This is a genomic window from Bradyrhizobium zhengyangense (genome assembly GCF_022012555.1).
GTDB classification, from domain to species: Bacteria; Pseudomonadota; Alphaproteobacteria; order Rhizobiales; family Xanthobacteraceae; genus Bradyrhizobium; species Bradyrhizobium zhengyangense.
This window is the reverse complement of the sequence record NZ_JAKLTZ010000001.1, coordinates 316980-336368: the sequence shown is the minus strand read 5'-3', so window position 1 is coordinate 336368 and position 19389 is coordinate 316980. Positions and strand designations below refer to the sequence as shown.

18 protein-coding genes are annotated in these 19389 nt (G+C 64.9%); 9 read left to right on the top strand and 9 right to left on the bottom strand.

Going from position 1 to position 19389, the window contains the following annotated elements:
* Positions 1–62 precede the first annotated feature (62 nt).
* From L6639_RS01685 to L6639_RS01665, 5 genes are all read left to right on the top strand, one after another.
* A complete protein-coding gene (locus L6639_RS01685; protein WP_237858399.1) occupies positions 63–1649 on the top strand; it encodes a class I adenylate-forming enzyme family protein in 1587 nt (528 codons plus the stop codon).
* 169 nt (positions 1650–1818) lie between these two features.
* The gene (locus L6639_RS01680) at positions 1819–2472 is read left to right on the top strand and encodes a tetratricopeptide repeat protein (protein ID WP_237858398.1); all 654 of its coding nucleotides are present in this window, start codon (positions 1819–1821) and stop codon (positions 2470–2472) included.
* A gap of 34 nt (positions 2473–2506) precedes the next feature.
* Positions 2507–3073 (top strand): hypothetical protein, encoded by a 567-nt coding sequence (locus L6639_RS01675; RefSeq protein WP_237858396.1) that lies wholly within the window; start codon positions 2507–2509, stop codon positions 3071–3073.
* A gap of 50 nt (positions 3074–3123) precedes the next feature.
* Positions 3124–4506 (top strand): ribosome biogenesis GTPase Der, encoded by a 1383-nt coding sequence (der, locus tag L6639_RS01670; protein ID WP_237858394.1) that lies wholly within the window; start codon positions 3124–3126, stop codon positions 4504–4506.
* Positions 4503–5759, top strand: coding sequence for a TCR/Tet family MFS transporter (locus tag L6639_RS01665; RefSeq protein WP_237858387.1), 1257 nt, complete (start codon positions 4503–4505; stop codon positions 5757–5759). Before der ends, L6639_RS01665 begins: the two co-directional genes overlap by 4 nt.
* A 167-nt stretch (positions 5760–5926) precedes the next feature.
* Here the strand turns inward: L6639_RS01665 and L6639_RS01660 are convergent, their stop codons facing one another.
* From L6639_RS01660 to radA, 6 genes are all read right to left on the bottom strand, one after another.
* Positions 5927–7153 (bottom strand): ABC transporter substrate-binding protein, encoded by a 1227-nt coding sequence (locus tag L6639_RS01660; protein WP_377802666.1) that lies wholly within the window; start codon positions 7151–7153, stop codon positions 5927–5929.
* Between the two features lie 215 nt (positions 7154–7368).
* Entirely contained in the window at positions 7369–8109 is a 741-nt protein-coding gene (locus L6639_RS01655; protein ID WP_237858385.1) for an SDR family NAD(P)-dependent oxidoreductase, read from the bottom strand.
* Between the two features lie 87 nt (positions 8110–8196).
* Positions 8197–8340: a hypothetical protein gene (locus L6639_RS01650; protein WP_237858383.1), complete on the bottom strand. Its 144-nt coding sequence runs from the start codon at positions 8338–8340 to the stop codon at positions 8197–8199.
* Positions 8341–8356: 16 nt separating this feature from the next.
* Positions 8357–9868 carry an amidophosphoribosyltransferase gene (gene purF, locus L6639_RS01645; protein ID WP_237858381.1) on the bottom strand — a complete coding sequence of 504 codons (1512 nt, stop codon included), beginning with the start codon at positions 9866–9868 and terminating at the stop codon, positions 8357–8359.
* 29 nt (positions 9869–9897) lie between these two features.
* A complete protein-coding gene (locus L6639_RS01640; protein ID WP_092234672.1) occupies positions 9898–10527 on the bottom strand; it encodes a CvpA family protein in 630 nt (209 codons plus the stop codon).
* A 168-nt stretch (positions 10528–10695) separates the two neighbouring features.
* Positions 10696–12144: a DNA repair protein RadA gene (gene radA / locus L6639_RS01635; protein WP_237858379.1), complete on the bottom strand. Its 1449-nt coding sequence runs from the start codon at positions 12142–12144 to the stop codon at positions 10696–10698.
* A 202-nt stretch (positions 12145–12346) separates the two neighbouring features.
* On the opposite strand from radA, the gene L6639_RS01630 reads away from it, so the two are divergent.
* Both L6639_RS01630 and L6639_RS01625 read left to right on the top strand, forming a co-directional pair.
* The gene (locus tag L6639_RS01630; protein WP_237858377.1) at positions 12347–13504 is read left to right on the top strand and encodes an ABC transporter substrate-binding protein; all 1158 of its coding nucleotides are present in this window, start codon (positions 12347–12349) and stop codon (positions 13502–13504) included.
* A 17-nt stretch (positions 13505–13521) separates the two neighbouring features.
* A complete protein-coding gene (locus L6639_RS01625; protein ID WP_237858375.1) occupies positions 13522–15558 on the top strand; it encodes a putative bifunctional diguanylate cyclase/phosphodiesterase in 2037 nt (678 codons plus the stop codon).
* 102 nt (positions 15559–15660) lie between these two features.
* Here L6639_RS01625 and L6639_RS01620 read toward each other — a convergent pair whose 3' ends face one another.
* Positions 15661–16386 (bottom strand): sulfite exporter TauE/SafE family protein, encoded by a 726-nt coding sequence (locus L6639_RS01620; protein ID WP_237858373.1) that lies wholly within the window; start codon positions 16384–16386, stop codon positions 15661–15663.
* Positions 16387–16658: 272 nt separating this feature from the next.
* Here L6639_RS01620 and L6639_RS01615 point away from each other — a divergent pair, with 272 nt between their 5' ends.
* Positions 16659–17027, top strand: a complete 369-nt coding sequence (locus tag L6639_RS01615; RefSeq protein WP_237858372.1) for a GFA family protein — start codon at positions 16659–16661, stop codon at positions 17025–17027.
* Between the two features lie 7 nt (positions 17028–17034).
* Here the strand turns inward: L6639_RS01615 and L6639_RS01610 are convergent, their stop codons facing one another.
* Positions 17035–17805 carry an exodeoxyribonuclease III gene (locus L6639_RS01610; protein ID WP_237858369.1) on the bottom strand — a complete coding sequence of 257 codons (771 nt, stop codon included), beginning with the start codon at positions 17803–17805 and terminating at the stop codon, positions 17035–17037.
* Positions 17806–17846: 41 nt separating this feature from the next.
* On the opposite strand from L6639_RS01610, the gene L6639_RS01605 reads away from it, so the two are divergent.
* The gene (locus L6639_RS01605; protein ID WP_237858365.1) at positions 17847–18065 is read left to right on the top strand and encodes a cysteine rich repeat-containing protein; all 219 of its coding nucleotides are present in this window, start codon (positions 17847–17849) and stop codon (positions 18063–18065) included.
* 12 nt (positions 18066–18077) lie between these two features.
* On the opposite strand, the gene alr is transcribed toward L6639_RS01605, so the two are convergent.
* Complete coding sequence (alr, locus tag L6639_RS01600) at positions 18078–19355, bottom strand: alanine racemase (RefSeq protein ID WP_237859396.1); 1278 nt, start codon at positions 19353–19355, stop codon at positions 18078–18080.
* Positions 19356–19389 lie beyond the last annotated feature (34 nt).

Below are 19389 nucleotides of genomic sequence, written 5' to 3'. Positions count from 1 at the left end.
AACATATCGCCTCCGTGCTGATGCGCGGAGTGTGACAAAAGCAACAAGACGAGGGCTCTCCGATGGACTGGTCACGATCTCAGATTCCGCCGATGCGGTCCGAGGCGCGCTTTGGTGATCGGGTGGTGCCGGCCTTCGTCGATCGGCCTTCGAGCTTGTGGGCAATGATAGCGCAGACCTCGGCGCGCAATGGCGACGGCGAGGCGCTGGTCTGCGGCAATGTCCGGCTGAGCTGGCGGCAGACGGTGGAGCAAGCCGCGCGGATTGCATCGGGCTTTCGCAAGCTCGGCCTGCAGCGCGGTGACCGGGTTGCGATCCTGCTCGGCAACCGCATCGAATTTCCGCTGTTGCTGTTCGCCGCCGCGCATGAGGGGCTGGTTACGGTGTTGCTCAGCACGCGCCAGCAGAAACCAGAGATCGCTTATGTGCTCGCCGATTGCGGCGCCAAGATCCTGATCCACGAGGCGGCACTCGCTGAACGGCTGCCGGATGCGCGCGATGTTCCTGACGTGATGCACCGCATTGCCGTCGATGACGACGCGAAGCTTTCGCGCTTCTCGGTGCTGGCGGACAACGCGCCGGCGTCGACGCCGATCGAGACGAACGAGGAGGATACTGCGATGATCCTCTACACCTCGGGCACGACGGGCAAGCCGAAGGGCGCGATGCTGGCCCATTGCAACATTGTGCATTCCTCGATGGTGTTCGTGTCCTGCCTGGAATTGACGGCGTCCGACCGCTCGATAGCAGCCGTCCCACTTGGTCACGTCACCGGCGTCGTCGCCAACATCACCACGATGATCTGCTGCGGCGGCGCGCTGATCATCATGCCGGAATTCAAAGCGGCCGATTACCTCAAGCTCGCGGCGCGCGAGCGCGTCACCTATACGGTGATGGTGCCGGCGATGTACAATCTCTGCCTGCTGCGGCCCGATTTCGATAGCTATGATCTCTCGAGTTGGCGCATCGGCGGCTTCGGGGGCGCGCCGATGCCGGTCGCGACGATCGAGAAGCTGAAGGCAACGATTCCCGGCCTGAAGCTCGCAAATTGCTACGGCGCGACCGAGACGACGTCGCCGTCCACCATCATGCCGGGCGAGCTGACGGCAAGCCATATCGACAGCGTCGGCCTGCCGTGTCCGGGGGCGCGGATCATTGCTATGGGGACGGATGGCCGCGAACTTCCACCCGGCGAGATCGGCGAACTCTGGATTCAGAGCGCCTCCGTCATCAAGGGCTACTGGAACAACCCGAAAGCGACGGCCGAGAGCTTTACCGCCGGCTTTTGGCATTCCGGCGATCTCGGCTCGATCGATCTCGATGGGTTCGTCCGCGTGTTCGACCGCCAGAAGGACATGATCAATCGCGGTGGCCTCAAGATCTACTCGGCCGAGGTCGAATCGGTGCTGGCCGGTCATCCCGCCGTGGTCGAGAGTGCGATCATCGCAAAGCCATGCCCGGTGCTGGGCGAGCGGGTCCACGCGGTCGTGGTCACGCGGGCGCAGGTCGGCAGCGACGACTTGCGGGCCTGGTGCGCCGAGCGACTGTCCGATTACAAGGTGCCGGAGACAATGGTGATCACCGCCGATCCCCTGCCGCGCAACGCCAACGGCAAGGTCCTGAAGCGACAGTTGCGGGAGCTCTGGTAGGGACCTCCCGCATCTCCAGACTATCCCGGATCGCGCGTTAACGCCTTGATCGGCCTTGCTTTGCCTTGCCACCGCCATATCGTTAGGGTATCGCCGCCGCCAAGTGGGGACGGGCTTTCGACGCGCGCGATCTAGCGCGCGCTCCCGGCCGGGCATGGGATTACCTTAAGTGTCTGAATTATTTGACGAAGTCGACGAGGAAGTACGTCGCGAACAGCTCAAAAAGCTGTGGGACAAATATTCGCTCTACTTCATCGCCCTGATGGTGCTGATCGTGGCCGCCGTGGGCGGCTGGCGCGGCTACCAGTACCTGGAGGCCAAGAAGGCCGCCGAGGCGGGCGCCACCTTCGAAAAGGCCGTCGAGCTGTCGGAGCAGGGCAAGCACGCGGAGGCTGAAACAGCTTTCGCCGATCTTGCCGCCAAGGCCCCGTCTGGCTATCGCATCCTGTCGCGGCTGCGTGCCGCAGCAGAGGTGTCGGCTCGCGATCCCAAGGCCGCGGCAAAGATGTTCGACGACATCGTCGCCGACCGCAGCGTCGGCAGCGAGTGGCAGGATTTGGCGAAGATCCGCGCGGCGAGCCTGCTGGTGGACAGCGCGAGCTACGCCGACATCCAGCAGCGGCTGGAAACGTCCGCCGAGCCCAAGTCGACCTTCCGCCACAGCGCCCGCGAGTTGCTGGCGCTGTCGGCCTGGCGCAACAACGATATGACCGCCGCCCGCAAATGGGTCGACGCGATCGCCGAGGACGGCGAAACGCCTCCTAGCCTGCGCTCGCGCGCCGAGGCGCTCCAGGCCCTGCTGCCGCCCGTCGCCAAAAGCTGACGGTCCTGAGAGCTGACTGAGACGAGATATCGATATGCGCCGCACGCCACGTTTGATTGCAGCCGCCGTCCTGATCGCCTTCACGGGCGTCCTGGGCGGCTGCTCCAGCGGCGGATTCGATCCGAGCGACCTGATGGACTTCCTCGACACCAAGAAGAAGCTGCCGGGCGAGCGCAAGCCTGTTTTCCCCGAGGGCGTGCCGGGCCTCGAGCAGGGCGTGCCGAAGGAGATGTACAAGGGCGCGCAGCAACAGCAGGACGCGCCGGCCGTCGCGGCGCTGCCGGCTGAGCCGCCGCCCGCCGAGCCCGCCAAATCGTCAAAATCGGCCAGGGGCAAGAAGACGAGGCAACCGGCCCCCACCGCTGCTGCACCGGCTGAAGCGCCGGCCGGCGAGGTCGACGGCGAGGCTCAGCCCGAGGCGGCACCGGCACCGGCCGCCCCGCCGCCCAAGCACAAGATCGTTCGCAAACGCACCACCGCGCCGCCGCCGGACCAGCAATCCACTCAGCAGCCGGCGCAACCGGCGCAGCAGACCACCCAGCAACAGCAGACGCAGGGAGCCTTCCCGGCGCCGATGCCCAGCGGCAGTTTCTCGCGCTGATATTTTTCACCGAATTGACAGGCGCAGCCTCCGCGGCGCACGAATGACCAATGTCCTTTACGATCGCCATTATCGGCCGGCCCAATGTCGGCAAGTCGACGCTGTTCAACCGCCTGGTCGGGCAGAAGCTCGCGCTGGTCGATGACCTGCCGGGCGTCACCCGCGACCGACGCGAGGGTGAGGCCAGGCTCGGCGATCTCGAATTCACCATCGTCGACACGGCCGGTCTCGACGAGGGCGCCAAGGGTTCGCTGACTGCGCGCATGCAGGAGCAGACCGAGGCCGCGATCGCGCAGGCCGATGCCCTGTTCTTCGTGATCGATGCCCGCATCGGCCTCACGCCGACGGACCGCGCCTTCGCCGATTTCGCCCGCAAGGCCAACAAGCCGGTGCTGCTGGTCGCCAACAAGAGCGAAGGCAAGCATGGCGATGCCGGCGCCATGGAATCCTTCGCGCTTGGCCTCGGCGATCCCATCCAGATTTCCGCCGAGCATGGCGAAGGCATGGGCGAGCTCTACGACGCGCTTGCCAAGCTGATGCCGGAGCCTGTCGAGGAGGATGAGGCCGAGGACGACGAGCCGATCTCCGAGGAAGAGGCTGCAACGCGCCCGATCCGGGTGGCCATCGTCGGCCGTCCCAATGCCGGCAAGTCGACGCTGATCAACCATCTGCTCGGCGAAGAGCGCCTGCTGACGAGCCCGGAAGCCGGCACCACGCGCGATTCCATCGCAGTCGAGATCAACTGGAAGGGCCGCGAGTTTCGGGTGTTCGACACCGCAGGTCTTCGCCGGCGCTCGCGCATCGAGGAGAAGCTGGAGAAGCTCTCGGTCGCCGATGCACTGCGTGCGGTGCGCTTCGCCGAAGTCGTCGTGATGATGATGGATTCGCAGAATCGCTTCGAGGAGCAGGATCTGCGCATCGCCGATCTGATCGAGCGCGAGGGCCGCGCGGTCGTGCTTGCCGTCAACAAATGGGACCTGATGGAAACCAAGGGCGGCGGCGCGATTTCGGGGCTGCGCCGCGATGCCGACCATTTGCTGCCGCAGCTCAAGGGCGTGCCGATCGTCGCCGTCTCCGGCCTGATGGGCGAGGGTATTGATCGCCTGATGCAGGCGATCCAGGACGCCTACGCGCTCTGGAACAGGCGCGTGCCGACATCAGCGCTCAATCGCTGGTTCGAGCAGGCGGTCCAGGCCAATCCGCCGCCGGCCGTCTCAGGACGCCGGCTGAAGCTGAACTACATCACCCAGACCAAGGCGCGCCCGCCGAGCTTTGTCTTGTTCTGCTCGCGCGCGGACGCGGTGCCGCAGTCTTATTTGCGCTACCTCATCAACTCGATGCGTGAGGCCTTCGATCTGCCGGGCACGCCGGTGCGCATTACCCTGCGCGAGAAGGCCAATCCGTTCGCCCACAAGCGCAAGCGGCCGTCGTGAGCGGCGATGCCGGCGAGGCGATAGCGCAAGGCGCTGCGCCAATCCGGCGCGGGGCCGCCGCCTTCATCTTCGTCACCATCCTGTTCGACATGCTCGCGCTCGGGGTGATCATGCCGATCTTGCCCAAGCTGATCGGGAGTTTTGTCGGCAACGACACCGCGCATGCGGCCCGCATCTTCGGCCTGTTCGGCACCGCATGGGCGCTGATGCAATTCGTGTTCTCGCCCCTGCTCGGCGCGCTGTCGGATCGTTTCGGCCGCCGGCCGGTGGTGCTGCTGTCGAATTTCGGGCTTGCCGCCGACTACGTGCTGATGGCGCTGGCACCGTCGTTGAACTGGCTGTTCGTCGGCCGCGTGATCTCAGGCATCACCTCGGCCAGCATCTCGACCGCCTTTGCCTATATCGCCGACATCACGCCGCCGGAGCGGCGCGCTGCGGTCTTTGGCAAGATCGGTGCGGCATTCGGCGCCGGCTTCATTCTCGGCCCGGCGCTGGGCGGTCTGCTCGGCGATATCGATCCGCGACTGCCGTTCTGGGCATCGGCCGCTCTCAGCCTTGCCAATGCGCTCTATGGGGTGTTCGTCCTGCCGGAATCGCTGGCCCCCGACAAACGCGCGCCGTTCCGCTGGACCAGCGCCAATCCGATCGGTGCGCTTCATCTGCTGCGCTCCAGCGCGGCGCTGGCGGCGTTATCGGTCGTCAACTTCATCGCGCAGGTCGCGCATGTCGTGCTGCCCTCGACCTTCGTGCTCTATGCGACCTATCGCTATGGCTGGGATTCCAAGACGGTGGGACTGACGCTCGCGATGGTCGGCATCTGCGCCATGGTGGTGCAGGGGCTCGCGATCGGCCCGATCGTGCGCGTGCTGGGCGAGCGCAACGCGTTGCTGCTTGGCCTGTGCTGTGGCGCGCTCGGCTTTATCGTTCTCGGCACCGCGCCGACCGGGCCGCTCTCCTGGATCGGTATTCCGATTCTGGCGCTGTGGGGCATCTCGGGAGCCGCGTCTCAAGCGTTGATGACGCGGCTGGTGGCGCCCGATCAGCAGGGCCAGTTGCAGGGCGCGACTTCGAGCGTGCAGAGCGTGTCACAGCTCGTCGGCCCGTTCCTGTTCACGCTGACGTTTTCCTATTTCATCGGCGCCGGCGCGCCGCTGCATCTGCCCGGCGCACCGTTCTTGCTTGCCGCAGCCTTGATGGTGGTGTGCGTGGCGATCGCTGTGCGGACCCTCGCGACCGCAAAGACGGTCCCGTAGAGTGGGCAAAGGCGCCCTTGCGCCGTGCCCACGATCTCTCTCGATCAGGTAAAATGCGTGGGCACGCTTCGCTTTGCCCACCTACGGCAGTCTCGTTCCGGGCTGGGAACGAGAATGCCCGGGACTAGCCCGGGCATGACGTCGTGGAGTTAGAGACCCTTACGCGCTTACTTCTTCACCAGCGGACATTCGCTGTCCTTGAGCGGCCTTGCGGCGTCTTCCGCAGAAATGGTCGAGACCAGCTTGTAATAGTCCCAAGGGCCCTTCGACTCTTCAGGCTTCTTCACCTCGAACAGATAGGCCGGGATGATGCGGCGGCCGTCCTCGCGAAGCGGGCCCTTGCCGAACAGCGGGTCGTCGGTCGGGATTTCTTTCATCTTGGCGACGACCTTGGCGCCGTCATGCGGATTGCCGCCGAGCGCCTCGAGCGCCTTGAGGTAATGAATCACGCCGGCATAGTTGCCGGCCTGGGTCATCGACGGCATTGCCTTGTTGGCCGTCTTTTCCTGGAAACGCTTCGACCAGGCGCGCGTGGCATCGTTGAGGTCCCAGTAGAAGGATTCCGTGAAGGTCAGGCCGTGCGCGGTCTTGAGGCCGAGCGAGTGGACGTCGTTGATGAACAGCAGCAGCGCTGCGAGCTTCTGGCCGCCCTCGACGATGCCGAATTCCGCCGCCTGCTTGATCGAGTTGGTGGTGTCGCCGCCGGCGTTGGCAAGCCCGACGATCTTTGCCTTCGAGTTCTGCGCCTGGAGCAGGAAGGATGAGAAGTCGGAGGTGTTGAGCGGATGCTTGACGCCGCCGAGCACCTTGCCGCCATTCGCGGTCACGACCGCGCTGGTGTCGCGCTCGAGCGCCGCACCGAAGGCGTAGTCGGCGGTCAGGAAGAACCAGCTGTCACCACCGGCCTTGGTCAGCGCCTTGCCGGTGCCGGTGGCGAGCATGTAGGTGTCGTAAGTATAGGAGATGGTGTTGGCGTTGCAGGCCTTGCCGGTGAGGTCGGCGCTGGCGCCGCCATTGTTGAGCAGGACGACGTTCTTTTCCTTGGCGACGTTGCTGACCGCCAGCGCCACGCCCGAGTTCGGCGTGTCCGTGATCATGTCGACCTTCTGGGTGTCGATCCACTGCCGCGCGATGTTGACGCCGACATCAGGCTTGTTCTGGTGGTCGCCGCTGACGACCTCGATTTTCCAACCCTTGGCAGCCAGACCGGAATCCTCGACCGCCATCTTGACCGCCACCACGGAGCCGGGACCGCCGATATCGGCGTAGAGGCTGGACATGTCGTTGAGCACGCCGATCGTGACGGTCTTGTCTTGAGCGGAAGCGGGTGATGCAAATCCGAAAGCGGCGGCACAGGCCAGAAGGGCCGCAGAGCGGCGCGCGAACATCGTCATAAAAGGTTTCCTCCATTGTCAAATATGCGGACGGCTCTCTTGCGGAGCCTCGGTCCGGCAAATTCCGTAGCCTGTCCCAGGGACGGCGGCAATGCACCTTAAGCCGGATCATGCTGCGTCGTAGCGTCATCCGTCGGTTAACTTTTGGGCAAGATGCGTTGAGACGCTATTTCAGCGCTCGGGCAGTCTGGATCCCGGCGAGGCGCGGCAGCCAATCAGGCCGGCGCGCGGAAGCTCATCAGGCTGCGCGTCTTGTAGTCGTAGAACTTGCCGGTCTCGGTCCAGTCGGGCGCGCACATCGGAACGATGAATTCGGCGACTTGCTCGGGCGTGTCGAGCGTCGCGGGATCTTCGCCCGGCATCAGGGTGGCGCGCATGCGGGTGCGGACCGGGCCCGGGTTGAATAAATTGACGCGGATGGCCGTATTCGCGGTCTCCTGCGCCCAGGCGCGCGCCAGCGTCTCCAGCGCGGCCTTGGAGGCGGCATAGGGGCTGACATAGGCCGTCGCCTTGTTGGCGGCGCCCGAGGTGATGAACACGGCGCGGCCGGCATCGGACTGCTTCAGCAGCGGCTCCATGCAGCGGATCAGCTGGAAGTTCGCGGAGACGTTGACGGCCATCACGTCGTTGAACGTCTTCAGCTCGATATGGCCGATCGGTGAGGAGGGGCCGAGCACGCCGGCATTGCCGACGAGGATGTCGAGCTTGCCGTAGCGCTCGTGCAGGCCCGCGCCGAGCCGCGCGATGCCGTCGGTATCTGTGAGGTTGAGTGGTACCAGCGTGGCGCTGCCGCCTACTTTCCGGATCTCGTCGTCGAGCTCCTCGAGGCCGCCTTGCGTGCGCGCGGTGGCAACGATATGCGCGCCGGCCTTGGCGAGCACGAGCGCCGTGGCAAAGCCGATGCCGCGCGAGGCGCCGGTGACGAGAGCGATGCGACTGGCGAGGGGTTTTGTCATGTCCGTGTATCCACGTCTTCGCGACGGGTTTTACAGACATGGGTCACCGAGACAAGCCCGGTATGACGCAATTATTGCCTCCGCGCCTTAGCGGTCGCGGGTCAATTGCTTATTATCGTCGTTCGAGCCGCTTTCCGAGTTTTTGGGCGTGACCTTCATGCCCTGGACGAATGCGAAGACGATGAAGCCGACCAAAAGCACCCCGCAAAGAATGGCGATGATCGTCTGCATCGGCGCCGCTTCGTCGTCAGCTCGCCTCCGCCAGCAGCGACAGCTGCCGCGGCTGCGGCTCGATCTGGGTCTGGTCGGTGAGGTGGGTCGGATAGACACCGGTGAAGCAGTGATCCGCAAACTTCGGATTGGCGGGGTCGCGGCCGGGCTCGCCCATCGCGCGGTACATGCCGTCGATCGACAGGAAGGCGAGTGAGTCCGCGCCGATCAGCTCGCGCATCTCCTCCAGCGAATGCGTCGCGGCCAGGAGACCGCCGCGGTCGGGCAGGTCGATGCCGTAATAGTCGGGATAGAGGATCGGCGGCGAGGCGAGGCGGAAGTGCACCTCCTTGGCGCCGGCATCGCGCATCATGCGCACGATCTTCTTCGACGTGGTGCCGCGCACCAGGGAGTCGTCGATCAGGATGATGCGCTTGCCTTCGATCGCGGCGCGGTTGGCCGAGTGCTTCATGCGCACGCCGGATTCGCGGATCGCCTGCGTCGGCTGGATGAAGGTGCGGCCGACATAGTGGTTGCGGATGATGCCGAGCTCGAACGGCACGCCCGAATGCTGGCTGTAGCCGACCGCCGCGGGCACGCCGGAATCCGGCACCGGCACCACGACGTCGACAGGCACATGGCTCTCGCGCGCGAGTTGCGCGCCGAAGGCCTTGCGCACTTCGTAGACCGAGCGGCCGTGGACGATGGAATCCGGACGCGAGAAGTAGATGTATTCGAAGATGCAGGGGCGCGGCGCCATCGGCGGGAACGGCTTGTGGATGTCCTGGCCGTTCTCGTCGAACACGATGACTTCGCCGGGCTCGATGTCGCGCACGAAGCGCGCGCCGATGATGTCGAGCGCGCAGGTCTCCGACGTCAGGATCGGGCAGCCGTCGAGATCGCCCAGCACTAGCGGGCGGATGCCACGCGGATCGCGCGCGCCGACCAGCTTCTTGTTGGTGAGCGAGACCAGCGCATAGGCGCCTTCGATCTCACGCAGCGCGTCGATATAGCGCTCGATGAAGCGGCTGCGCCTCGAGCGCGCCACCAGGTGCAGGATCACCTCGGTGTCGGAGGTCGACTGCATCATGGCGCCGCTTCTGACGAGTTCGCGGCGCAGCGTCAGGCCGTTGGAGAGGTTGCCGTTGTGAGCGACCGCGAGGCCGCCGGCATTGAGTTCGGCGAACAGCGGCTGGACGTTGCGCAGAATGGTGGCGCCGGTCGTGGCGTAGCGGACGTGACCGACCGCCATGGTGCCGGGGAGGCGATCGATCACCTCGCGGCGGGAGAAGGTGTCACCGACGAGGCCGAGGCGGCGTTCACTGTGGAAGCGGCTGCCGTCGTAGGAGACGATGCCGGCTGCTTCCTGGCCGCGATGCTGAAGGGCGTGGAGACCAAGCGCCGTGATGGCGGCGGCTTCAGGATGTCCGTAGATGCCGAATACGCCGCATTCCTCGCGGACCGTATCTCCGTCCAGGTCGTCCTGAAGCTCTAGCGCGGCGGAGCCGGGATCGCGTTCAGTGTGGGCGTCCTGGTCAGGGTGTCGCATCTCGTCCGCGCCTCTCTTTAGGGCTAAAATCAACGCGCCGCAGGTTTCTCGATCAGCTTCTTCAGGCTGTCACGAGCCGGTTTGCTGTAGCCGTCGCCACTGCCCGAAGGCTGCTGCTCGGTATCAGCTTGATCATCATCTGGTTTGTTTTTCTTGAATCTCTTCAAGATGGTGTTCTCGGGGTCGTCCGGCAAGAGGGACATCAGCCAATCCCCGGTTCCCTGGAGCACCACGCGGGATTTGGCCCCTGAGACCCAGTCCGGGCGCTGCTTGTCCGGCACCAGCCAGGTGAAGAACAGGAAGGCGACCACGACGATCAAGAGCCCGCGAGCCAGGCCAAACAGGAAGCCGAGGGTGCGGTCCAGCGCGCCGATGCGCGAATCCAGGATCATGTCGGAGATCCGGACCGTGATCACGGAGACCACGACCAGGGTACCGACGAACACGCCGGCGACCACCACCACGCTCGCGACGGTGTCGTTGTTGAAATAGGTCTTGGCGGTCGGCAGCAGCTTGGAAAACGAGTACAGCGTCACGATCGCCGCCGTGCCCCAGGCTGCGATCGAGAGGATCTCGCGCATGAAGCCGCGGACCATGGCGAGCAGGCCCGAGATCAGCATCACACCGAGCAGGATCAGGTCGAGGAGTGTAACTGGCATCGGCTGGTCTGGTCCGCTCGTACGCTCAAAGGGTGCTCAGCGAATCGGTGTTTGGCCGCCGCCCTAACTGAAGGCCAGACGACGTTCCCGGCAAGGCCGCAACCACGCAATCCCATGCTGCTTTTGTGACGGCTGTATAGCGGTGGGGGCGCTTGGCGTCACCTCCAGCTACCCCTCTCCACGGCGGAATCTTGCCGGTGTGGCATTTTTCTCCGCCGGCGGGGGTGGGTCGCCGCGGCGGGAGCCCTTGGCGGCGATCTCTGCAACCAGTGTCGTCAGGCTGTTCACCGCGTTCAGGGTCAGTCCCGCATCACCGCCGGCATCGCCGCCGCGGGCCGATTCGGGCAGCACGGCGCGCTTGAAGCCCAGCTTGGCTGCTTCCTTGAGCCTGGCCGGGGTCTGCGCCACCGGGCGGATGACGCCGGAGAGCGAAATCTCGCCGAAATAAACGGCATCGGTGGGTAACTGCGCATTAACCAGGGACGACACCAGCGCGGCGGCCGCGGCCATATCAGCTGCCGGTTCGTGGATGCGCAGACCACCCGCGACATTCAGATAGACATCGTGGCCGGACAGCTTGACCCCGCAATGGGCTTCCAGCACCGCCAGCACCATCGAGAGCCGGCTCTGATCCCAGCCGACCACGGCCCGTCGCGGGGTGCCGAGCGAGGTCGGCGCCACCAGCGCCTGCAATTCGACCAGAACGGGCCGCGTGCCCTCGATGCCCGCAAAGACTGCGGTGCCGGGCGTGCCGAGATCGCGCTCGGACAGGAACAGCTCGGAGGGATTGGTGACCTCGCGCAAGCCGAGCCCCGTCATCTCGAACACGCCGATCTCGTCGGTCGGGCCGAAGCGGTTCTTGACGGCGCGCAGGATGCGAAACTGCTGCGAGCCTTCGCCCTCGAAGGACATCACGGCATCGACCATGTGCTCGACGACGCGGGGGCCGGCGATCTGGCCGTCCTTGGTGACGTGACCGACCAGAATGATGGCAGCGCCCGACTTCTTGGCGAAACGAATGAGCGCCTGCGCCGACGCGCGCACCTGCGTGACCGTGCCGGGGGCGGATTCCACTGTGTCGGTCCACATGGTCTGGATCGAGTCGATCACGATCAGCCGCGGCACCGCGCCTTCGGACAGGGTCGAGATGATATCTTCCACCGACGTCTCGGCCGCGAGCTGCACCGGCGCGTCCGACAGACCAAGCCGCTCGGCGCGTAAGCGCACCTGGGCGATGGCTTCTTCGCCGGAGATGTAGACGATGCGGTGGCCGGCGCGCGCCATCATGCTGGTCGCCTGCGTCAGCAGCGTCGACTTGCCGATGCCGGGATCGCCGCCGACGAGCAGTACGGATCCGCGCACAAAACCGCCGCCGGTGACGCGGTCGAGTTCGGTCATGCCCGAGGACATGCGAGGCGCATCCGGGCTTTTGCCGGCCAGGCTCTCAAGCGCAAAGGTTCGGCCCTTGCGCTTGGAGCGGATCGAGACCGGCACGCTGCCGCTGGTGTCTTCCTCGGCGAGCGTATTCCACTCGCCGCAGGACTCGCATTTGCCCTGCCAGCGGTTGTAGGCCGCGCCGCAGTTCTGGCAGACGAAGGAAAGCGTGTTCTTGGCCATGAGTATGGTGAGTCGGAGGTTACAAAATGCGCTGATAGCACGGAACGGTGGGCGGCGCGGGTGTCCGTAAGCCCTTCCATGAGCCCATTCCGCGCAGCCGATACACCCTTTGTTAGCACTACGCCGCCGCATCATACCGGACTTTGCCAAATGTTAGCGGACGCGGGTCCAGTTTCGGAACCAAGACGGGGTGACGAAACAAATGACGATAATCTTGCGCATATGGCTCGCAGTGAGCATCGCCTGCGGCATTCTTGCGCCAGCCGGCTCCGCTGTTGCGGCCGATGCAAAACCGCTCAACATCGTCTTCGTGAGCCCGGGCAAGACCGGCGAGGTCTATTGGGACATGGTCGCCCAGACCATGCAGGCCGCCGGCCGCAAGCTTAACGCCAGGGTCGAGGTGCTGACCAGCGAGCGCAACTACCGGACCATGCAGGAGCTCGGTCTCGGTGTGGTCGCACGCGCCGATAAGCCCGACTTCCTCATTCTCTCGAACGAAGAGTCCGCCGCCGTTCCGATCCTGGAGGCCGCAGAGGCCGCGGGCATCAAGACGCTGTTGCTGTCGAATTCGTTGATCGGCGAGGATGCGAAACGTCTTGGACCGCCGCGCCACATTCTCAAGAATTGGCTCGGGGACATCACGACCGATCTGGCGACCGCAGGCGCGCGGATGGCGAATGCACTGATCGGCGCGGCCCGCAACGAAAAATGGCAAAGCCCCGACGGCAAGATCCATCTCCTCGCGATCGGCGGCGACGAGATCACGCCAGCTTCGATCGCCCGCAATGCCGGCCTCCAACTCGCGGTCGCAGCCGCGCCTGACGTGGTGCTGGATCGGATGCTGTTCGCGAACTGGACGCAGTCCGAAGCGGAGCAGGTCGCGGCCAATTATCTCGGCTGGGCGCAGCGCAAGGGCATTCGTCCCGCGGGGATCTGGGCCGGCAACGACCCGATGGCGCTGGGCGCGCTCAAGGCTGTCGCGGCCGCCGGCATCACACCGGGTGAGGCGATCCAGGTGGTCGGCCTCAACTGGTCGGAGGACGCGCTGCGCGAAATCAAGGCCGGCCGCCTGCTGCTGACCGATGGCGGCCACTTCCTGCTTGGCGGCTGGTCGATCGTGCTGCTCCGCGACTTTGCCGACGGTTGCGATTTCGCGGCCACCTCGCCGCATGTCGAGGTCAAGACGTCGGCGATCACGCGCGACAATCTCGCCTCCGTCGCTACGCTGATCGCCACTCATGCCTTCGACCAGATCGATTTTGCGCAGTTCAGGGCCAAGGCAGGACATTGTGGCCAATACGACTTCTCTGTGGAGGCTCTGATCTCCTCAATATCGCCTCCAGGCGGCGCCGGTGAATGATGCGGGACGCTGACGGGATGAACGGTTCGAGCAAGCCGGCACCATCGCGCTCGGTCGTTCGCGCGATGATCTGGGCGACCGTGCCCGTGCTGCTGCTGGTGCAGCTGTTCGCTTCGGCCGGCGTCGAGGTCTCGAGCTTCTGGTCGCAGATCAGGCAGCTCGATGCACGCATTGCCCGCGTTGCCGAGAGCCGCGCCGAGCTGATCGCCGAGCCGCTCTGGAAGATGCGCTACGACCGGGTCACAGGCGTGCTCAACGAGATCATGCACGACGAAACCATCGCGGCGGCCGCCGTCTACGACGACACCGGCGTCGTGGTCGCCCGCGTGGTGGCGCGGCCCGAGGTACAGGCGCTCACGGAAGTCTCGCGCCCGATCAACTACAGCAACGGCAACATGGCCGTTCAGGCCGGTCGCATCGCGATCGCCTATTCCTACGCGAGCCTCTATATGGACGCGGGCAGCAGGCTGGGGCTGCTTCTCGTCGTCGGTCTGCTCGCAACGCTTGCGACCGTGATCGCGATGCGGATCTCCGCCAACATCTTCATCGGCAAGCCGCTGGCTGCGATGATGTCGGCGATCCAGCGCAGCAAGCAGGACAGCCGCGCTTATCCAGCCGATGTCAAATCGTCCAACGAATTCGGCCAGCTCGCGATCGCCTTCAACGCGATGCAGCATACGACCTCGGGCGCGCTCGACCGGCTCGGCCACATGGCCTCGCACGATCCGCTCACGGGGCTGCCCAACCGCCGCACCCTGTCCGAGCGCCTGGCGACGTTGAGCCGGGATGCCGGCTCTCAGGACGCGCTGATCGCGTTCTGCTTCATCGATCTCGATGATTTCAAGGGCATCAACGACACCTTTGGTCACGACGCCGGCGACAAATTCCTGGTCCATATCTCGGAGCGGCTTCGGGGCACGGTCGAGGCGGAAGATTGGGTCGCGCGGCTCGGCGGCGACGAGTTCGTTGTCATTCGCCCCGAGGTCAGCAATGAAGCGGTCGCGCAGGCTTTCGCGCGGCAATTGCTGGAGGCGATCTCCGAGCCGATCATGCTGCATGACAAGCAGGTCGTGCCGCGCGCCAGCATCGGCCTTGCCGTGCGCCGTGCCGGCGATCCTGAATTGTCGCACTTGCCGGCGCTCGCCGACATCGCGCTCTACCACGCCAAGAGCAAGGCACCCGGCACCGTCGCGGTGCTGGATGAAGCGCTTCAACACGATTATCGCCGCCGCAGGGATCTGGAGCTTGCCATTCCGACAGGCTTCTCCGAGGGGCAGTTCGAGGTCTGGTATCAGAGCCAGGTCGACCTCGTGACCCAGGACATCATCAGCCTGGAGGCACTCATCCGCTGGCGTCATCCGGAGCATGGCGTGATCGGCCCTGGTGAATTCCTGCCGCTGATCGAGCGCAGCGGCAACAATGCGCGCCTGACGCGCTACGTGCTGACCGACGCCTGCCGCGCGCTGCAACAGCTGGCCGAGGCTGGCAGGCCGCACATCAGGATCGCGATCAATTTGCCGCCCTCGGAGCTTGCCGACCATTCGCTCGCCGCCTGCTTGCGCGAGACGTGCGAGCGGTTCGATGTTGCGCCCTCGTTGCTCGAGCTCGAGATCACCGAAGGATCGCTGATCAACAACATGGCCAGCGCATCGGACACGCTGCGCCGGCTGCGGCGCCTGGGGGCGACCATTGCGCTCGACGATTTCGGCACCGGCTACAGCTCGCTTGCGCATCTCAGGCGGTTTCCGCTCGACAAGGTCAAGATCGACAAGGCCTTCATCCGCGAAATTCCTGAAAGCGCCGAGGACAAGGCGATCGTCGGCGTGATCGCCTCGCTCGCGGGCACGCTGGGGCTCACGCTGGTTGCGGAAGGCATCGAACGGGCCGAGCAGGCGCAGGCGATGCGCGAGATGGGTGTGAGGCTCGGCCAGGGCTTTCTGTATCACAAGCCGCAGCCGCTCGATGCGGTCCTGCGCCAGCTTGCGGAAATTGGCGGCGGCGAAGACCGCGGGCTGGTCGACAGCCCGTCGATCGCGCCCGAATTCGCCGCTTGAGCGCTAGAGCATGATCCGGAAAGTGTGAAACGGTTTTCCGAAAAGATCATGCCAAACAAAGAGCTAAAGCGCGATGACGACTCAACTCAATCTCATCGCGCTTTACGGCTGCGTTGCATTCCAGAGCATCGAAAGCCCGGCTGCGATCATGATCGCGTCCATCACCAGGCGAAACATCTCCGGTTTCAGGTGCAGCACGAAGCGCTTGGCGACGAAGGCGCCTGCCATCAGCGAGGAGCCCGCGATCAGGCCCTTGATGAAGACCTCCTGCGTCAGCGCGCCGAAGCGCTCGAACGTCACCGATTTGGCGAAGTAGAGGCCGAGCGAGGCGGCAGCCTCGGTCGCGAGAAACGCGCCTCTGGAGAGGCCGTAGAACAAAAACAGCGGCACGCTGAGCGGACCGGTCGAGACCACGATGCCGGTGAGATAGCCGATGATCGCGCCACCGACGCAGAGGTGCCAGAGATTGGCCTTGAGGTCGTGCCGCGCCAGCCAGTGCCGCACCGGCACCATCGCGATCAGGAAGATGCCGATGGCGAGGTCGACCGTATGTGAGGGCAGGGCGAGCAGCGTCCGTGCGCCCAGCGCTGCGGCCGGGATGCCTGTGACCGAATAGGCCAGGCACGCCCGCCAGTCGACCTCGCGCCACCACGCCAGAATCCGCGAAAAATTTGCCATCACGGAAGCAATGGCCATGATCGGCACGGCCTCTTTCGGCCCATACGCGTAGACCAGCACCGGCATCAGCATGATCGACGAGCCCGTGCCGACGATGCCGGAAATGGTGCCTGCGATCAGGCCGACGCTGAGGACGAAGAGGAAGGCCAAGGGAGGCACGCTCCGGGGCTCGGGGAATGACAGTTCCCGATCAGTGCTTGCTGCTCGCGGTGCACAGGGAGCCGTCTATGGTGACATCCTGCCAGTGTTTTGCCCGACGAGTCAAATTGAATTTCGGAATAACCGCATAAGCTTGTCTGGCGGGAGTCGTCTACTGTGCATGGGGTTGTTCTTCATGATCTGTTTGGGTGCAAGTACTGCTGACAGCATGTTGACAGCAGGGGCGGGCTATGACCACCTCCTGACAAAGCGGGGAGCGGATCATGCCGGTCGAGGCAAGCTGTCATTGCGGTGAGACGGTGTTCGAGGTGACAGAGGCGCCTGCGAGCGTGACGCGTTGCACCTGCTCGCTCTGCGCCAAGCGCGGTGCGCTGTGGGCCTATTACACGCCGGCGCAATTTCGCCTGCTGTCGCCCCCCGACAATGTCGCGACCTATCTGTGGGGGAGCCGCACCGTCAAGCATCATTACTGCGCGAATTGCGGCTGCGGCACCTATTCGGAGTCGCCGGACTGGTCGACCGGCAAGCCCGATTTCGACAATCCCAAGGTCGCGGTGAACGCACGCCTGTTCGACGATTTCGACCTGGAGGCGGTGCCGGTCAATATGATCGACGGCAAGAATCTGTGGTGACGATCGCTTATTTGAGCACCACCCACGCCGGTGCATGATCGCTCGCACCTTCTTCGCCCCGCACCTTCTTGTCGACGCCAGCCTTTGTCAGTCGCGAGACCAGGGCGGGGCTCAGCAGCAGATGATCAAGCCGCAGGCCCGCATCGCGCGGCCACCGGTTCCGCTTGTAGTCCCAGAAGGTGTAGATGCGCTTGTCTCCGTGCAGTTCGCGGATCGCATCGCACCAGCCTTGCTCGACAAGCGAGGCGAAGGCCGCGCGGCTCTTCGGCTGGATCAGCGCATCCTTGTCCCATGAGCGCGTCGGATAAATGTCGATCTCTGTGGGCGCAACGTTGTAGTCGCCTGCGAGCACGACGGGCAGATCCTGCTTGAGAAAGGTCTTGGCGTGGCGCTTCAGCCGCGCGAACCAGTCGAGCTTGTAGTCGAATTTTGGCCCCGGCTGCGGGTTGCCGTTCGGCAGATAAATGCTGGTGACGATGACGCCGCGCACGGCAGCCTCGATGTAGCGCGCCTCGTGATCGTCGGGCCGTCCCGGCAGGCGGTCGCGCGTCAGCACGGGCTCGGCATTGCGGGCGAGGATGGCGACGCCGTTCCAGGTCTTCTGTCCACGCCAGACTGCGCCGTAGCCGGCTCTTTCGATCGCTTCTGCCGGAAATTCGCCATCACTTGCCTTCAATTCCTGAAGCGCGACGACATCAGGCTTTGCCGCGCGCAACCATGCGAGCAGATTGGGCAGGCGGCGGTTGATGTTGTTGATGTTGAATGTCGCAATCTTCATGTAGAGCTGATCGCCTCGTACGTCCCCACACCGGAGATACAATGTCCAAATTGACCTTTGCCGCCTTCATCGTCGTTGCTGCGATCTCCGGGACAGCTTCGGCACAATCGCCCGATCCGCGCGGCGCGTGCAAGGTGGATTACGACAAGTTCTGCGCCGGCATTGCGCCGGGCGGCGGCAAGATCATCGCCTGCCTCAACGCCAAGCGCGACCAGCTCAGCGCGACCTGCAAGGCGGCATTGGACAGCCGGAAGAAGTAAGCGGCGAGACGCTCAGCTCGGCAGTGGCGGCGGAGCCGAAGGCTGCTCGAGCGGTGGCGGGGAGGGTGGCTGTTCCGCGGCCTTCGCGGGTTCCGGCTTCACCAGCGGCTCGACCACGTTGCCGCCCTTGTAGACGCGGGCGTAGCGGTGGCCGAGGCTGGTCAGCACCTCATAGCCGATCGTGCCGAAATGATGCGCGAGCTCGTCGACGGTGATGCCCTCGCCGAGCAGCGTCACCATGTGGCCGCGGCGCGCCGCGTTCGGCGGCAGATCGGTGATGTCGATCGCAATCAGGTCCATCGAGATGCGCCCCGCGACCGGGCAGCGCTTGCCGGCGACGATCACCTCGGCACCGCGCGTGCCGTCATTGGAACTGGCGGCACGGAAATAGCCGTCGGCATAGCCGACCGCGATGATCGCAAGCTTGGTCGGCCGCCGTGCGGACCAGGTGCCGCCATAGCCGACGGTCTCACCGCGCTCGATCGAGCGGATCTGCACGATACGCGCCTTGAGGTCGACCACCTGCTGCATCGGATTGTCGGCCTCCGGCGTCGGATTGACGCCGTAGAGCGCGGCGCCCGGCCGGACCAGGTCGAACTGGAACGGCGCGCCGAGGAAGATGCCGGATGAATTGGCGAGCGCCGCCGGCACACCTGAGAATTCGCTGGCGATGCCGCGGAAGGCCGCGAGTTGCTTTGCGTTGATGGGGCTGTTGAGCTGCTCGGCCGAGACCAGGTGGCTCATCACCAGCGTGATGCCGTGATCGCCGGCATTGATGCGGGGGATGATGGCCTGCGCCTCCGAGAGCGTCAGCCCGAGCCGGTTCATGCCGGTGTCGATATGGATGGCAGCGCCGCCGGACCAGCCGGTGCGGCGGCAGAACACGTCCCATTCGGCGAGCTCGTTGAGATCGCCGATCACCGGACGGCAGTTGATCTTGGCGTAGTGCTCGCCGGTGTTCTGGAAATAGCCGCCGAGCACGTAGATCGTGGCGTCAGGGACCGCCGCGCGCGCCGTGCGGGCCTCCTCGATAGTGGCGACGAAGAAGGTCTTGCAGCCGGCCTTGTTGAGCGCCTGCGCGACCTGCGCGGTGCCGCAGCCATAGGCGTCGGCCTTGATCACCGCCGAGCACTCGGCCGGCACGGCGGTCTTCTCGAGCTTGCGCCAGTTGGCGATGATGGCGTCGAGATCGACGGTGAGCACGCCGCCAAAGGCGGCGAGCGCGGCAGCCTGGTTGGCCTCCGCGGAAAGAAGGCCGGATTGCGGGATCATGTTCGGGTCGGACGCCATTGTCATGGCGCCGTTTTACGCGAAGAGGCGGGGC

What these genes read in the sequence shown, in the direction of transcription:
- L6639_RS01615 (WP_237858372.1), top strand. Translation starts at nt 16,659, where the DNA reads ATGCCGGTCGAGGCAAGCTGTCATTGCGGTGAGACGGTGTTCGAGGTG.
- L6639_RS01610 (WP_237858369.1), bottom strand. Translation starts at nt 17,805, where the DNA reads ATGAAGATTGCGACATTCAACATCAACAACATCAACCGCCGCCTGCCC.
- L6639_RS01650 (WP_237858383.1), bottom strand. Translation starts at nt 8,340, where the DNA reads ATGCAGACGATCATCGCCATTCTTTGCGGGGTGCTTTTGGTCGGCTTC.
- purF (WP_237858381.1), bottom strand. Translation starts at nt 9,868, where the DNA reads ATGCGACACCCTGACCAGGACGCCCACACTGAACGCGATCCCGGCTCC.
- L6639_RS01625 (WP_237858375.1), top strand. Translation starts at nt 13,522, where the DNA reads ATGAACGGTTCGAGCAAGCCGGCACCATCGCGCTCGGTCGTTCGCGCG.
- L6639_RS01640 (WP_092234672.1), bottom strand. Translation starts at nt 10,527, where the DNA reads ATGCCAGTTACACTCCTCGACCTGATCCTGCTCGGTGTGATGCTGATC.
- L6639_RS01655 (WP_237858385.1), bottom strand. Translation starts at nt 8,109, where the DNA reads ATGACAAAACCCCTCGCCAGTCGCATCGCTCTCGTCACCGGCGCCTCG.
- alr (WP_237859396.1), bottom strand. Translation starts at nt 19,355, where the DNA reads ATGGCGTCCGACCCGAACATGATCCCGCAATCCGGCCTTCTTTCCGCG.
- L6639_RS01675 (WP_237858396.1), top strand. Translation starts at nt 2,507, where the DNA reads ATGCGCCGCACGCCACGTTTGATTGCAGCCGCCGTCCTGATCGCCTTC.
- L6639_RS01605 (WP_237858365.1), top strand. Translation starts at nt 17,847, where the DNA reads ATGTCCAAATTGACCTTTGCCGCCTTCATCGTCGTTGCTGCGATCTCC.
- L6639_RS01685 (WP_237858399.1), top strand. Translation starts at nt 63, where the DNA reads ATGGACTGGTCACGATCTCAGATTCCGCCGATGCGGTCCGAGGCGCGC.
- L6639_RS01630 (WP_237858377.1), top strand. Translation starts at nt 12,347, where the DNA reads ATGACGATAATCTTGCGCATATGGCTCGCAGTGAGCATCGCCTGCGGC.
- L6639_RS01660 (WP_377802666.1), bottom strand. Translation starts at nt 7,153, where the DNA reads ATGACGATGTTCGCGCGCCGCTCTGCGGCCCTTCTGGCCTGTGCCGCC.
- der (WP_237858394.1), top strand. Translation starts at nt 3,124, where the DNA reads ATGTCCTTTACGATCGCCATTATCGGCCGGCCCAATGTCGGCAAGTCG.
- radA (WP_237858379.1), bottom strand. Translation starts at nt 12,144, where the DNA reads ATGGCCAAGAACACGCTTTCCTTCGTCTGCCAGAACTGCGGCGCGGCC.